Below are 14,439 nucleotides of genomic sequence, written 5' to 3'. Positions count from 1 at the left end.
GAAAGGCGCTTTGCAGCGCCTTTATATCGTTGGCGTAAAATCTATTTAGTGTTTAGCGCGCGAATACGGCTCGCTAAAGAATATAAACGGATAAAGCCTTCAGCGTGTTTTTGATCGTATACGTCATCTTCGCCAAACGTTGCGAAAGCTTCTGAATACAAGCTGTTTGGCGAACGTTTTTTAACGGCTGTCGCTTGGCCTTTATACAGCTTAATCACTACATCACCATTAACCGATTCTGCTAATGATTCTGACGCTGCGATAAGTGATTTACATAAAGGGGTAAACCAACGACCGTCGTACACTAGGTGCGACATTTGCCCAGCAATTTGCTCGCGCCACGTACGGCTAGTTTTGTCTAAAACTAATTCTTCAATGGCACGCAGACCAGCAAACATTACGGTGCCGCCTGGTGTTTCATAACAACCACGAGACTTCATGCCCACTAAACGGTTTTCGGTAATATCGATACGACCTACACCGTGCTTGCCAGCAATGTCGTTTAGCTTCATGAGTGCAGCATATGGCGATAATGCTTCGTCATTTACATGAGTCACACGACCATGCTTAACCGCTAACGAGACATATTCAGGCTCATTTGGTGCATCTTCTGGTGCTACTGTTAATGTCCACACGCCTTTTGATGGCTCGTTCCATGGATCTTCTAACTCACCACCTTCGTGCGAAATGTGCCATGCGTTGGCATCACGGCTATAAATTTTGGTCGCTGAAGCACTGGTTTTGATATCACGCTCTGCAAGGTAAGCCAATAAGTCTTCACGGCTACGCATTTCCCACTCACGCCAAGGCGCAATCACTTTTAAGTCTGGTGCTAATGCAGCAAAACAACCTTCAAAACGAACTTGGTCGTTACCTTTACCGGTACAACCATGACATACCGCATCAGCGCCGACTTTACGGGCGACTTCTACTTGCGCTTTAGCAATAATAGGACGCGCCATTGACGTACCTAACAAGTATGTACCTTCGTAAATAGCACCCGTTGCAATAGTTGGGTAAATATAATCAGCAACAAACTCTTCTTTTAGATCGACGATATGGCACTCAGAAGCACCTGACGCTAAGGCTTTTTCTGTTAAGCCAACGAGCTCTTCTTCACCTTGGCCGACGTCGGCACAAAATGCGATGATTTCACAGTCGTCATAAGTTTCTTTTAACCACGGGATAATAGCCGAGGTGTCTAAACCACCTGAATATGCCAATACCACTTTTTTAACACCGTTTTTTTTCACTGCATTAGACATGTTTATTTCCTAAAATCGATTACGTATATTTTCAATTTAAATAACGCCAGAGGCACTATTGACTTAATCTTTTGAATAACTTAAATAAGGTGACTAACTTAATAAGGTCACTAATACTGCATTTTGCGCATGCATGCGGTTTTCTGCTTGATGTAAAATCAATGAACCTTCGCCATCCATCACTTCATCTGTCACTTCCACACCACGATGTGCTGGCAAGCAATGCATAAAGAATTTAGCACCAGCTTGAGCCATTAGCTCACTATTAACTTGATATGGTGCAAAACGGGCTTTAATGTCAGCAAGCGGTGTTTCATCACCCATAGAAATCCAAGTGTCGGTGTAAATAGCATCATGGCCTTCAATGGCATTAATGTCTGCACTTAGAGTTAACTTGCCACCATTTTGCTTTGCTAACGCCTGAGCTTCTGTCACGATGAGTGCATCAGGGAATGCCCCTTCAGGGCAAATCACTGTCATGGTCATGCCTAAAATCGCTGCACCATAAATCAGTGAGTGGGTGACGTTATTACCATCGCCAACATAAGCCAGTTTTGCTTGGCTGACGTCATCAAATTGCTCTGATAGTGTTAAAAAGTCCGCTAGCGCTTGGCATGGATGGTACAAGTCAGACAAAGCATTAATCACCGGCACGCTGCCATGTTGAGCTAATTGTTCTATGGTGGTGTGCGAGTATGTTCTTGCCACAATAGCATCGGCCCAGCATGAAATGTTTGTCGCAAAATCAGCTACCGTTTCGCGTTGTCCCAACGCACCATTTTGTTGATCTAAGTATAAGCAGTGACCACCTAATTTATTAATGCCAATGTCAAAGCTGACTCGGGTGCGCAGTGATGGCTTTTCAAACAGCATCACAACGCTTTTACCATCTAAGGCGCGACGGTACTCAGCGGGATTATTCTTAATTTTTTTAGCCAGATCAATGATGGCTAAAAGCTGAGATTGAGTTAACTCTTTTATCGACAATAGGTGCTGCATATACTACTACTCCATTAAGGTTGTATTTGAGTCCCGACGGACCCACCTTTGACTAAGGTTTTTAACTGTTCGGCATCGCGCCATGAAGCAACTTGCACGGGTTTACCCATCCATTGAGCAACTTCCAATGCGGCTTCTACTTTGACTTTCATGCCTTTCTCAATCACCCCTTGGGCAACAAGATGTTCAATTTCACTTTTGTTTAAACTCTGTATTAACTGACCTTTACCATCTAACACACCCGATACGTCTGACAATAACACCAACGTACCGTTAACTAATTTTGCTAAGGCTGTTGCGGCTTGATCTGCGTTGACGTTTAACATGTCGCCTTGGCTAGAAATGGCAATCGAGCTACAAATTGGCATCCAACCTTGGCTTAAAATAAAGTTTAAGTAGGTCGCGTCTTTTGGCTCAACTTCGCCCACAAGTCCTAAACGCTCATCTTTGATTTTTGCAGTAACAACATTGCCGTCGCCTAAGCTCATGCCTACGCTAACAATGCCAGCTTTCGCTGCAGCTGCTTGTAAAATTTTGTTTGAGGTACCTGCTAGCGCGCCAACAATAATAGGAATTTGATCTTCTGGCGTAACACGTAAACCGTCTAATTTAACCGTTTCTTTACCATTAGCGGTTAATTGCTCATCAACCAAACAACCACCGCCATGGACTAATATGACTTGTTGACCCGCAGCAAGCATTTCGGCCGCTGCCGCCATTAAACGCGCCATGCCCATTTCGCATTGAAGCAACGCACCACCGACTTTTAAGACTAATACTGATTTTGTAGCCATTATTTTTATTCCTTCACTAATGCGAGTTAATTACACACCGAAATGGATTTTAATGCACTGTAGACCTTGGCTAGCAGCACCTTTCATTAAATTGTCTATCGCACTGGCGACCACTAAATAACCGCTGTTGGCATCATACTTCCAACCTAAATGACAATTGGGGGTGTTAACCACATCATCAACTTTAGGGAATTGATTGTGCTTTACTGTCACTATTGGCGCGTTGTCGTACACGCTATACGCTTTAGCGACATCGGCTTCTGTAGTGCCTGGTTTTAGTTGCACGGTAATGGTTGCCAAAATACCACGCTTAAAGTTGCCTAAATGCGGCGTAAAAATAACTTCCTGACCTAAATGTGTCGCAATCTCAGGCTGATGTCTGTGACCCAATACACCGTATGGCGTAAGGCTAACTTCGCAGAAACTGGTATGTAACTGTGCTTTACGACCTGCACCTGTTACACCACTCACGGCATTAATGACTGGATACATTTCAGTTAAGAATGGTTTAAGCGGTTTTAGTGCAGTAAGTGATGCCGTAGGATAACAACCTGGTACAGCAATCATTCTTGTTTGTTTAATTTGTTCGCTGTTCCACTCTGCTAAGCCATACACCGCCTGAGCTAATACATCAGGGTGAGTATGTTCAAAACCGTACCATTTTGGATATTGCGCCACATCGGCAAAACGATATGCACCGCTTAAGTCAAATACCGCTAAACCTTGCTGGTAAAACCATGCGGCAAGCTCTAGGCTAACTGAATGCTCAGTCGCTAAAACCACGGCATCGGCTTCGGCAACAATTTTCTTTTTAGCGTCATCTGATAACGGCGAAAGCGTATAAGCCATGTGACTATATGTAGGGTAAAGGTCGGCTAATTTACGGCCTTTATCTAAACTGTTTTCCGACACATACAACCCTTGAACGCTGAAGTTGCTGTCTGCGTTAATTAACGAAGTAATTTGTGCACCGGTATAACCACTGGCGCCAATAATTGCGATGCTTTTCATAAGTTTGTTTTCTTGTTAAATAATGAGAGAAAGTGTCAGCATAGCCTATTTAGACGGGGGCCGCCTAATTTTGAACTATCGTCGCAGGAAGTTCGCGTTGATTATTGATATAGTGGTTTTAGCAGTAAGAAAGCACATGTTTATTTTCATTTCTATCGTTCTATTTATGGTGTCGGTTAATGCTGTTTGCTAGACTATCACACAATATTAATTATGCAATATATGTGAATAAGTATTTTACATATTATTTTTTAGGATAACCCATGAGCACACTACCAGATCTAAAAAGTTGTTTTACACAGCTGATTGCAGCGCCATCAGTCAGTGCACTCGAAGCAGAACACGATATGAGTAATCATGCAGTTATCAACTTGTTGCAAAATTGGTTCAGTGAGCTGGGTTTTGAATGCGAAACCCCCACGGTAGAAGACTCGCGTAATAAACAGAACTTGATTGCCAGAATCGGCAGCGGCAGTGGTGGGCTTTTACTTGCGGGCCATACAGATACTGTGCCCTTTGACGAAGGCCGTTGGAGCCAAAGTCCATTTGAGATGGTTGAAAAAGACAATCGTTGGTACGGCTTAGGCACTTGCGACATGAAAGGCTTTTTTGCGTTGGTACTCGAAGCATTAAAAGACATGCCACTTGATCAATTCAAACGTCCGCTGACTATTTTTGCTAGTGCAGATGAAGAAACCACCATGAGCGGCGCTAAAGCATTTGCCGACTCAAAAGTTATCGCACCTGATTATGCGGTTATTGGTGAACCCACCAGCTTAAAACCTGTCTATATGCATAAGGGGCATTTAGCCCAAGGGATCCGCGTAATTGGTCGAAGTGGTCATTCATCTGATCCTGCTCGCGGCCTTAATGCTATTGAAGTTATGCATAAAGTCATTAGCCAGCTAATGAAGCTAAAGCAGCACTTAAGCGAGAACTATCGCGAAGATGCGTTTACTGTACCCTACCCAACCATGAACTTTGGCCATATTCATGGCGGTGATGCCGCTAACCGTATTTGTGGTTGTTGTGATTTACACTTAGATATTCGCCCTTTACCGGGAATGGAGTTAGCGGATCTGGAATTAATGGTATTGAACTACTTATCTGACATCAGTAAAGAGTATCCTGGCAGCATAAGTGTCAGTACTTTGTACCCAGGCGCAGAATCGTTTGCAGGAAAAGCAGATAATCCATGGACCAAACTCGTTGCAGAATTGTCTGGCAACGAAGCAGAAGTTGTCAACTATTCGACTGAAGCACCTTATATCAACAAACTAGGTTGCCAAACTTTAGTACTTGGGCCGGGCAGTATTAACCAGGCCCACCAACCAGATGAATTTATTGGCTTAGAATACTTAACGCCAACGGTAGAATTGATCAAAAAAATGATTTTTCATGCCTGCATTAAGTAAACATCAATAATCGGTGAAAGTTAAATCAAAATGTAACTTTTTTACGAAATAAAATTACAAAATACAGTGCCTGCGTATTGACCGATTTTGATACGCTGGGTATTGTGATGTAAGAGTTATTGGCAAAATCGTTCTTTTTTTCGGGAGTAAGTATGACAGAGCAAACGGCAGATATGTATGCGTCACTTCGATCAAATGTGGGGCATTTAGGCCAGATATTAGGCGAAACAATGCAAAACCATTTAGGCGATGCATTTTTAGAAAAAGTAGAACAAATTCGAATTTTAGCAAAAAAATCTCGCCAGGGTGACGAAGCCTCTCGTGAGCAAATGTTGGCATTATTAACCGCTTTACCAGACGAAGAACTGGTCCCTTTCGCCAAAGCCTTCAACCAATTTTTAAACTTAGCCAATATCGCAGAACAATTTCACACCATTAGCCGTAATTGCGACGAACTCGTGTGTGTGCCCGATCCAGTAGAGCAACTACTTGGACGCATGCTTGATACTGATTTAGATAAAAAAGATGTAATTAAGAGCTTAAAAAACTTAGACATCGATTTAGTATTAACAGCGCATCCAACCGAGATTTCACGCCGCACGCTAATTCAAAAATATGCGGCTGTAGTTGATTGCTTAACGGAACAAGAAAACAGCCAACTGACTGATCGCGAACGCCAACAAAGCACTCTGCGTCTGCGTCAGCTTATTGCCCAAATTTGGCACACCAACGAAATTCGTAACGAACGCCCAACTCCTGTAGATGAAGCACGTTGGGGGTTAAGCACTATCGAAACGTCTTTGTGGCAAGCTATTCCTGACTTTCTGCGTCAACTCAATGATCAAGTTGAGCAAAAGACCGGCCAGCAATTACCTATTGATGTCTCTCCGGTGAGATTTTCAAGCTGGATGGGCGGAGACCGCGACGGAAATCCGTTTGTAACGTCTCTCGTCACCCAAGAAGTACTCGATCGCAATCGTCATGCCGCAGCAAGATTGTACTTAAAAGATATTGTGAGCTTGCTTGGCGAATTGTCGATGGAACAAGCGAATGCTGAATTGTCAGCGTTAACAGATAACAGTAAAGAACCGTACCGCGATGTGTTACGCAAATTACGCTGCCAATTACGTGACACCATCGATTACCTTAATGCACGTCTTGAAGGTAAAAAACCTGACGTTGATACCAGCGAGCTAATTTGGCATAAATCAGATTTGCTTGAACCGCTTGAACTGCTTTATAAGAGTTTGACCGATTGCGGTATGAAGCTGATTGCTAATGGCTTGTTACTCGACATATTACGTCGTTTAGCGTGTTTTGGTATTCACATGTTACGCCTAGATATTCGTCAAGATGCTACCCGCCATAGTGACGTGATTGCTGAACTGACTCGTTATTTGGGCATGGGTGATTACAACCATTGGGACGAAAATGAAAAACAAGCGTTTTTACTGCACGAGTTAACCAGCAAACGTCCACTGATCCCAACAAATTGGAAACCGACGGATGATGTCGCTGAAGTTGTCAGAACCTGCAACTTAGTCGCCCAGCAGCCTGTTAATGCACTGGGCTCTTATGTGATATCAATGGCCAGCAAGCCATCTGACGTATTAACCGTATTATTACTGCTAAAAGAAGCCGGTTGCACTAATCCAATGCGCGTAGTGCCATTATTCGAAACCCTCGCTGACTTAGAGGGTGCCGCTGACTGTATGACTTCGCTACTGAATATTGATTGGTATCGTGGTTACACTAAAGGCATGCAAGAAGTGATGATTGGTTATTCTGACTCAGCCAAAGATGCCGGCGTAATGGCAGCTGCCTGGGCGCAGTATCGCGCACAAGAACAGTTAGTTGCTGTGTGTAAAAAAGCTGACGTTAAATTAATGTTGTTCCATGGTCGTGGCGGTTCTATCGGTCGTGGGGGCGGACCTGCTCATAAAGCTATTTTATCGCAACCACCAGGTTCGGTAGATGGTCGTATCCGTGTTACAGAACAAGGTGAAATGATCCGCTTTAAGTTTGGCTTACCAAAATTAGCGGTACAGAGTTTAGCGCTATATACCTCAGCGGTATTAGAGGCAACACTATTACCGCCACCAGAGCCTAAAAAATCGTGGCGTGATTGCATGCAACGTATTGCAGAAGAATCAGTACTGCATTATCGCGGCATCGTACGTGAAGAACCTGACTTTGTTGAGTATTTTAGATCCGCTACACCTGAAGTTGAGCTCGGTAAATTACCACTTGGTAGTCGCCCAGCTAAACGTAAAGTTGATGGTGGTATTGAAAGCTTACGTGCTATTCCGTGGATTTTTGCTTGGTCACAAAACCGCTTAATGCTACCAGCTTGGCTTGGTGCGGGTGAAGCACTACAAGATGCGGCAGATCGCGGCGAGTTAGAATTATTACGAGAAATGGAAGAGCAATGGCCTTTCTTTGAAACCCGTATTTCAATGCTCGAAATGGTCTACACCAAAGCAGAACCTAACTTAGCCAAGTACTACGAGCTATGTTTAGTGAAGCCAGAGTTACATCATTTAGGCGAGAAGTTACGACAACGTCTGCAATTGGGTATTGAAGCTGTATTATCATTAACCCAAGCGACAGAGTTAATGTCACATACGCCTTGGAGCCGTGAGTCTGTTAAACTGCGCAACCCTTACATAGATCCACTTAACTTCTTACAAACCGAGCTATTAGCCCGTACACGTAGAGAAGTTGAACCGTCTGCAGATGTTCAGCTAGCACTTATGCTGACCATTGCCGGCGTTGCAGCAGGAATGAGAAACACTGGATGATAACCTTGGTTAAAACCCTTGGACTTGGATTGTTATTGTTACTGACTGGCTGTGCCAGTCAGTACAGCATCACCGAGTCTGAAATAGAGCAGTACCTTAATAAAGACATGCATTTTGAAGTAAAACAGGGCAACAAGTTAATTGGTGTATCACTTAAGCTAAATGATATGCAGGTCGTGTTAGGCGCTAAGCCAAATACCATGGCTGTCACAGCAGCGACTGTGATTACCGTGAATAACCCGTTACTACCTATTCACGCTAAGCTTAAAACTACGTTCGAAGCAGTGCCTTGGTATGACAGTAATACCAAGAGTGTCTATCTTCAACAGTTAAACTTAGTCAAGGTTGAGTCCGAACCCGCCGATATTGAGCGTTACATCAGCCAGGCAACACCACAATTGATGGGATTTTTACGTAATTACCTTGAAAACCAGCCAGTGTATACCTTAGATACTCGCGACAGTAATCAAGCGTTAATGGCTAAAATGACCAAAGAAATTGCCGTACAACAGGGCAAACTGGTGGTTAAGTTTTAAGGCTATAATAGTTGTAATAAAAAGCACCTTCCGAGGTGCTTTTTTGTTGCTTTAAACGTATCGTAATCTATATCGCTATCAACACTTGAGTATCTCAAGTATCAGAAAACTGAGCATTTCCTAATCAATCAGAACCACGTACAATAACTTGGCAATATTGGAGTGCATAATAATCATGGGATAAATGATGCCGTTAATGGATGACGTAGCAAAACTAAAAGCACAACTGGCGGAGTTTACTTCACAGCAAGGCGCTCAACAGGCCGATGTAAATAGACAATTGGCTCAGTTCAGTCAACAACTTGATGCTTTGGCCCAACAGGTACAAGCGCAAAATAATAATGAACAACCGATAGCCTTGCCTGCTGAAAACTTACATGCCCCAGTGCATGAGAGTCGAGAAAACGATTCGAGCGGCAGTATCGTAGCCGATAAACCTCAATACTCGTCTTCTGCTTGGGAGCGCCAACCATTAGATATAAGTCATTCAGCGTTAACATCATCTCTATCAGAACAACAAACTTCGGTAGTCACAAAGTCACCCGCTAGACAAAGTGCCCTAAGTGCGATGGTTACTCAATTAGCTGACGCTATCGGTGAGTTCAGTGCGTCAGCATTTGCTCCCATTTCTGGGTTAACCGCACAAGCAAAAGAATTCTATCAGCATTATCAAAGTAAAGGGTTAGGGCCTGTATTTTTGATGACGGTTGCAGGCATTATTACCCTGACATTAGGTTTTGGTTATTTACTGCAGTTTTCAATTAACAACTGGTTTTCAGAACTGGGTAAAGCGTTATTAGGTTTAGGCGTAGCAAATAGTATTATTGTTGGTGGAGTATTTATTCGGCAAAAACGCCCAGGAATGCAAGACTTCGGCTCAGGCCTAGTTGGCCTTGGGCTTATTCTTAATTATTTGTGCCTATATTTCCTTGGACCGTACTTTAATCTTATTCCTGATATTGCCTGCTTTGGCTTGTTATTGCTTAATACGATATTGGGTTATAGCTTATCGTTTAAACTCGACACCAAAGTTGTCGCGATTGTCGCTTTACTTGGCGGATCACTCGCGCCATTGATGCTACTTGATGGTGGACAAACGCCGCTATTGTACCTGCCTTATTTAATGCTTATCGGTATTTGCTCGATGGTACAAAGCCACAAATTAGCTTGGCCAATACTCATCGAAATTACCGCCTTACTCCATATAGCTTGCATACAAATACTCAGCTTATTTATTCAATTGCCGCTGTCTGTCATTGATTGGCAAACCGGCCTAGCAGTATTAATGATCAATGGGCTGTTCTACCTCTACAGTATTGCCAGCTTATTATTTGTCATCAAGTCTGCATTAACACCAAGGCTGCTAGCGGTTCCAATCGCACTTATGGTTTTTACTCTCTACACCCTAACGGAGTGGAGCATTTTTGCTGGTGAGCTATTTGCACTTAATGCATTGCTGTGTGGGTTGCTATATTGGGTAATTAAACGCGATAAAGATATTAGTGCCCTAGCCTTGGCTTTTGCCGGAAGCTTTGCTGGTTTTGCCGCACTGTTTTTACTCAGCGTCGAACTGATGGGTTTAGTGCTGTTATTAGAGGGATTATTGTTACTGTGGATTGGCTGTAAACAGTTGTTTAGCCCTATTAGAGCAGAAGCCTATGTCTTACTCGTACTAGGCATAATAAGCAGCTTTGCTTACGTCTTTGATGTGCTAGCCCTGTCACGCTATGACAATGATGGCCTATTAGGATATCAAGCATTATTGATTATATCGATGGCACTAACCTGTGCGATGACTTTTGTAGCGCAAAAGCTTCTGAGCCGCCATCAAGCTGATTTAATGCAATTTGAACACCTAGTAGTACGGTTTATCCGCGAGTTACTTGGAGTGCTCTATACAGTAACCTTGTTACTCATTAGCTTCTTTATCACCGAGCAATATTGGCTTAATACATTACCATTAATCAGCTTTTTACTACTGTACATGAGTGCTAAACACACCCTACGTTTTAGCGAAGTATTAGCCTGGTTATTGCAACTACCGTTATTAGGGTTAGTTATTTTTGGCATGATAGACGCTGATAGTCTTAGCTTTGCCGACCAAGCAATGAACGCTAAATTAGCCCGTTTTGAACTCTTTATCGGATTACTATTGGCGTATTATTGGTACAAAAAATATTATGCCAATGCCAAGTTAATCCACGTTGCTTACTATGTTCAGTTAGCATGTTATCTCGCGCTACCATTACTATTATTGCCCAAAGTCATACGCAGCTATCCTGACTACATTGCTATCTCATTATGGTTAAGCAGTATGATGAGTCTAGGTTTAGCTTACTTTATTAATCACAAGAGTCTTCGCTATGAGTCGCAAATACTCACGGTATTAGCAACCATGGTTACAGCAGCAATGTGCCTAGCAGAATTGTGGCAAGGACTTGCTGCATTGACAATAGGATTGCTATTACTCGGATTAATTAGTGTACGCTATGTACAATTACCAAAAAAGTGGCAGCAAATTACTACGCTACAATGGCACATTGCTCCATATTATATTGCCTTAGTCATAGCCGTAATAAGTCAAACTCTCACTAACCTAATCCATCCATCATGGGCAATAACAGCGTTAATCATCTGTGGATATTTTAGTGTTATTACCGAAAGAAACACACGCATAGGTCAACATTTTAAGCAGGCCTTAGCACCAAGTTATAGCTTGGCGTATTTTGCTATTTTTGCTTGTGCCATTTTACCCATCCTATTTCACAGCGAAACACAACTCACCCTTAATATTGATAATGTTCTGACCAATTTAGCAGAGCTTGGAGTGCTGATTTTATTAGGTCGTTATTTGTTAACAGCAAGATTAGGTATTAGAGCACACAGAAAAATTATCTCTTATGTCACGCTTAAGTGGGCTTGGCATGCTTTATTGGTGATAAGTTATTTACTGTGGAGCTATCAATTCGACCTAATTATTGCTGCACCAATGAGTGCAGTGCTGTTAGTTGTGCATGCTAGTGTGGTGATGTTTATAAGCTTACGGCCTCAACAAGCAAGCCTAGTCAGGCTAGCAGCATTACTATTTGCTTTGGCATGTATCAAAGTGATTGTTGTTGATATGGCGTCATTTGAATTAATTCAAAAAATCGTCGCCTTTATTTTGATTGGCGTTATTTTATTAACGGTTGCTTACTTTTATCAAAAAGCGAAAAACAGTCAATTGGCTGATGACATTACAGCCTAGTCATTAAATCTAGCTTGCTTACACCAATGGTAAGCAAGCGAGAAATACACTTACTTGGCGAATCTAGGTATGGACGGGTAATCAACAATAACGGCTTCTTCAAGTAGTGCACGACGAAGCATATCGTAAGCAATTGCCGTACTCATACTTCTCACAAGCTGACGTGAGCGCTTTGGTAACTTGACCATTTGACTGTATACGCCATGTTTAGTTGCTAATGCTATAGCGACTGTTCCAACGGGCTTATCATCTGAGCCTCCGTCAGGGCCAGCAATACCACTAGTAGCTAAAGCATAATCACTATCAAGAATACCTCGTACGCCTTGCGCCATCGCCTCAACAGTAGCAATAGACACTGCACCATGATCATCTAAGATCTGTGGATTAACGCCCAGCACTTTCACTTTAGATTCATTACTGTAGGTCACTAAACCATGATGCAAGTACGATGAACTCCCTGCAAAGTCGATCAATTGACTGGTGATCATGCCACCTGTGCAAGACTCTGCCACACTAAGACTAAAACCAGATTGGTATAATCGATGATGGATCTCTGCTGCTAATGTTGGCCGATTTTCAGCAACAACCGCACAACCTAATAAAGCTTTAACCTGCTTTGTTACATCAGGTAGCTGACGGATAGCTTTTTCACCACGAGCAAAAATCTTAATTTCAATGTGTGGCATAGATGAGCGATAACCTAGCTCAATGCCTTGTGGCAAAGTGATGTCTGACAATGTATCTGCTAATGATGACTCACCGTGACCAATTGTAAGTAATTTTTCTAAAGCCGATTTTTGTTGTACACCGAACTCTTGAGTAATAAACGGAATAAACTGTTCAGTGATCATGTGCTTTAATTCAAACGGCACGCCTGGAGTAAAGAATAACCATGCGTTATTCAGCTTCACTCTAAAGCCACATGCTGTCCCAACAGGATTATCTACCATCACAGCAGAAGCTGGTAACCAAGCCTGCTTTAAATTACTCTTGGCCATTACACGATTATTACGCGTAAACCAATCTTCCAAATGTTCACGCCATTGCACATTTTCGACAAGGTCTTCACCTTTAGCTTTCGCCATGGCTAACGCAGACATATCATCACTGGTAGGCCCCAATCCACCATTAACAATAATGATATCTGCATGCTTACTGCGTTCTTGGAATGCAGCAACAAGGTCATCCATCCGATCGCCAACCGTCACTCGATGTTGCATCTCGATACCTAACTCCATCAAAGTATTCGCAACCCAAGCAGCATTGGTATCGACTATTTGGCCAGAGAGTACCTCTTCGCCAGTACAAATCATTTCTAACTTCATCATTATTCCTAATCCCATGCTATTGGCACTTAAGTTAGGGGAGCAATATGTGAATGGCAAGACAATAGATCGCATTTATCCAAAATTAGCCAATAAAAGACTTAATGAATTACAACAACACAACAGTAATATCTCAAAAATAGCTACATTGATTATTTTGATATTGATTCAATGTATTAAAGTATTATCAAAAATGAAAGACAATACAAAATAATGTCGGACAAATTACAAGGCCTATTGCCGCTTAATGAAACAGAAATGTCGCGGTTGATTTTCACATACGAAAAAGGCCTTTGCATTGCAGCAAAGGCCTTCATCTTAAGGTGGCAGTGCGGACGCTGCTTATAATAAAGAATGAACTAGTCATCTGGCGTGACTGGTCACTTTCTATTGATTGAGAGTCAACCGTCCAAATAGATTGGATGAATGCAAAGCAATACCGGGAACGTTGTTGGACCAACTAAATTAATGCAGCGCTTGTGGCTGTTGATATCTGTTCGGGGAAAATGGGTAAGCTTCAGATACAAAAAAGCCTCGTCAATAGACGAGGCTTCTATGTAATTGGCGGAGCGGACGGGACTCGAACCCGCGACCCCCGGCGTGACAGGCCGGTATTCTAACCAACTGAACTACCGCTCCTTTAGCAAATTGCTTACGCACGATGCTAAATGCTTTTTAAGTCGCTAACGTGTCATGGTTAGGAGACTCGCTTCATAATGAAGCTACTCTTTCGAGTCAATTAGGCGCCTGGAAATGACCTACTCTCGCATGGGGAGACCCCAAACTACCATCGGCGATACTGTGTTTCACTTCTGAGTTCGGAATGGGATCAGGTGGTGCCACAGCTCTATGGTTTCCAGACAAATTTTGTTTATCTAACGCACTATTCTTGATGCATTAAATAATAATTCGGAAAGCTGATTGCTTTATCTGAGTTTGAATCTCGTTACACTATTTAAGCGTCCCATCCTAATACTAAGTCGTATCAGTAAAACCCATCTGGGTTGTATGGTTAAGCCTCACGGGTCATTAGTACAAGTTAGCTC

9 protein-coding genes, 1 tRNA gene and 1 rRNA gene are annotated in these 14,439 nt (G+C 42.6%); 4 read left to right on the top strand and 7 right to left on the bottom strand.

Going from position 1 to position 14,439, the window contains the following annotated elements:
* Positions 1–41: 41 nt before the first annotated feature.
* The 4 genes from AAEY98_RS04105 to argC form a co-directional block, all read right to left on the bottom strand.
* Complete coding sequence (locus AAEY98_RS04105) at positions 42–1,265, bottom strand: argininosuccinate synthase (protein ID WP_101084820.1); 1,224 nt, start codon at positions 1,263–1,265, stop codon at positions 42–44.
* Between the two features lie 93 nt (positions 1,266–1,358).
* Entirely contained in the window at positions 1,359–2,264 is a 906-nt protein-coding gene (locus AAEY98_RS04100; RefSeq protein ID WP_162022034.1) for an ornithine carbamoyltransferase, read from the bottom strand.
* 14 nt (positions 2,265–2,278) lie between these two features.
* Positions 2,279–3,058, bottom strand: a complete 780-nt coding sequence (argB, locus tag AAEY98_RS04095; RefSeq protein WP_101084818.1) for an acetylglutamate kinase — start codon at positions 3,056–3,058, stop codon at positions 2,279–2,281.
* A 30-nt stretch (positions 3,059–3,088) separates the two neighbouring features.
* Positions 3,089–4,069, bottom strand: coding sequence for an N-acetyl-gamma-glutamyl-phosphate reductase (gene argC / locus AAEY98_RS04090; RefSeq protein WP_101084817.1), 981 nt, complete (start codon positions 4,067–4,069; stop codon positions 3,089–3,091).
* Between the two features lie 263 nt (positions 4,070–4,332).
* Between argC and argE the strand changes: the two genes are divergently transcribed.
* From argE to AAEY98_RS04070, 4 genes are all read left to right on the top strand, one after another.
* Positions 4,333–5,484 (top strand): acetylornithine deacetylase, encoded by a 1,152-nt coding sequence (argE, locus tag AAEY98_RS04085; protein WP_011635680.1) that lies wholly within the window; start codon positions 4,333–4,335, stop codon positions 5,482–5,484.
* A 152-nt stretch (positions 5,485–5,636) separates the two neighbouring features.
* Positions 5,637–8,285, top strand: a complete 2,649-nt coding sequence (gene ppc, locus AAEY98_RS04080) for a phosphoenolpyruvate carboxylase (RefSeq protein WP_351015141.1) — start codon at positions 5,637–5,639, stop codon at positions 8,283–8,285.
* The gene (locus AAEY98_RS04075; RefSeq protein ID WP_351015138.1) at positions 8,282–8,821 is read left to right on the top strand and encodes a YceB family lipoprotein; all 540 of its coding nucleotides are present in this window, start codon (positions 8,282–8,284) and stop codon (positions 8,819–8,821) included. The genes ppc and AAEY98_RS04075 overlap by 4 nt, the downstream gene beginning before the upstream one ends.
* 187 nt (positions 8,822–9,008) lie before the next feature.
* Complete coding sequence (locus AAEY98_RS04070) at positions 9,009–12,068, top strand: DUF2339 domain-containing protein (RefSeq protein WP_350996807.1); 3,060 nt, start codon at positions 9,009–9,011, stop codon at positions 12,066–12,068.
* A 50-nt stretch (positions 12,069–12,118) separates the two neighbouring features.
* On the opposite strand, the gene AAEY98_RS04065 is transcribed toward AAEY98_RS04070, so the two are convergent.
* The 3 genes from AAEY98_RS04065 to rrf all read right to left on the bottom strand — a co-directional run bounded on the left by AAEY98_RS04065 (position 12,119) and on the right by rrf (position 14,254).
* Positions 12,119–13,393, bottom strand: coding sequence for a CinA family nicotinamide mononucleotide deamidase-related protein (locus tag AAEY98_RS04065; RefSeq protein WP_101084813.1), 1,275 nt, complete (start codon positions 13,391–13,393; stop codon positions 12,119–12,121).
* Positions 13,394–13,955: 562 nt separating this feature from the next.
* Positions 13,956–14,032, bottom strand: a tRNA-Asp gene (locus tag AAEY98_RS04060).
* A 106-nt stretch (positions 14,033–14,138) separates the two neighbouring features.
* Positions 14,139–14,254 (bottom strand): 5S ribosomal RNA (gene rrf / locus AAEY98_RS04055).
* Positions 14,255–14,439: the final 185 nt, after the last annotated feature.

The organism is Shewanella sp. AC91-MNA-CIBAN-0169 (genome assembly GCF_040310165.1).
Classification (GTDB): domain Bacteria; phylum Pseudomonadota; class Gammaproteobacteria; order Enterobacterales; family Shewanellaceae; genus Shewanella.
Note: the sequence above shows the minus strand (reverse complement) of the source record. Positions and strands in the feature narration are given on the sequence as shown.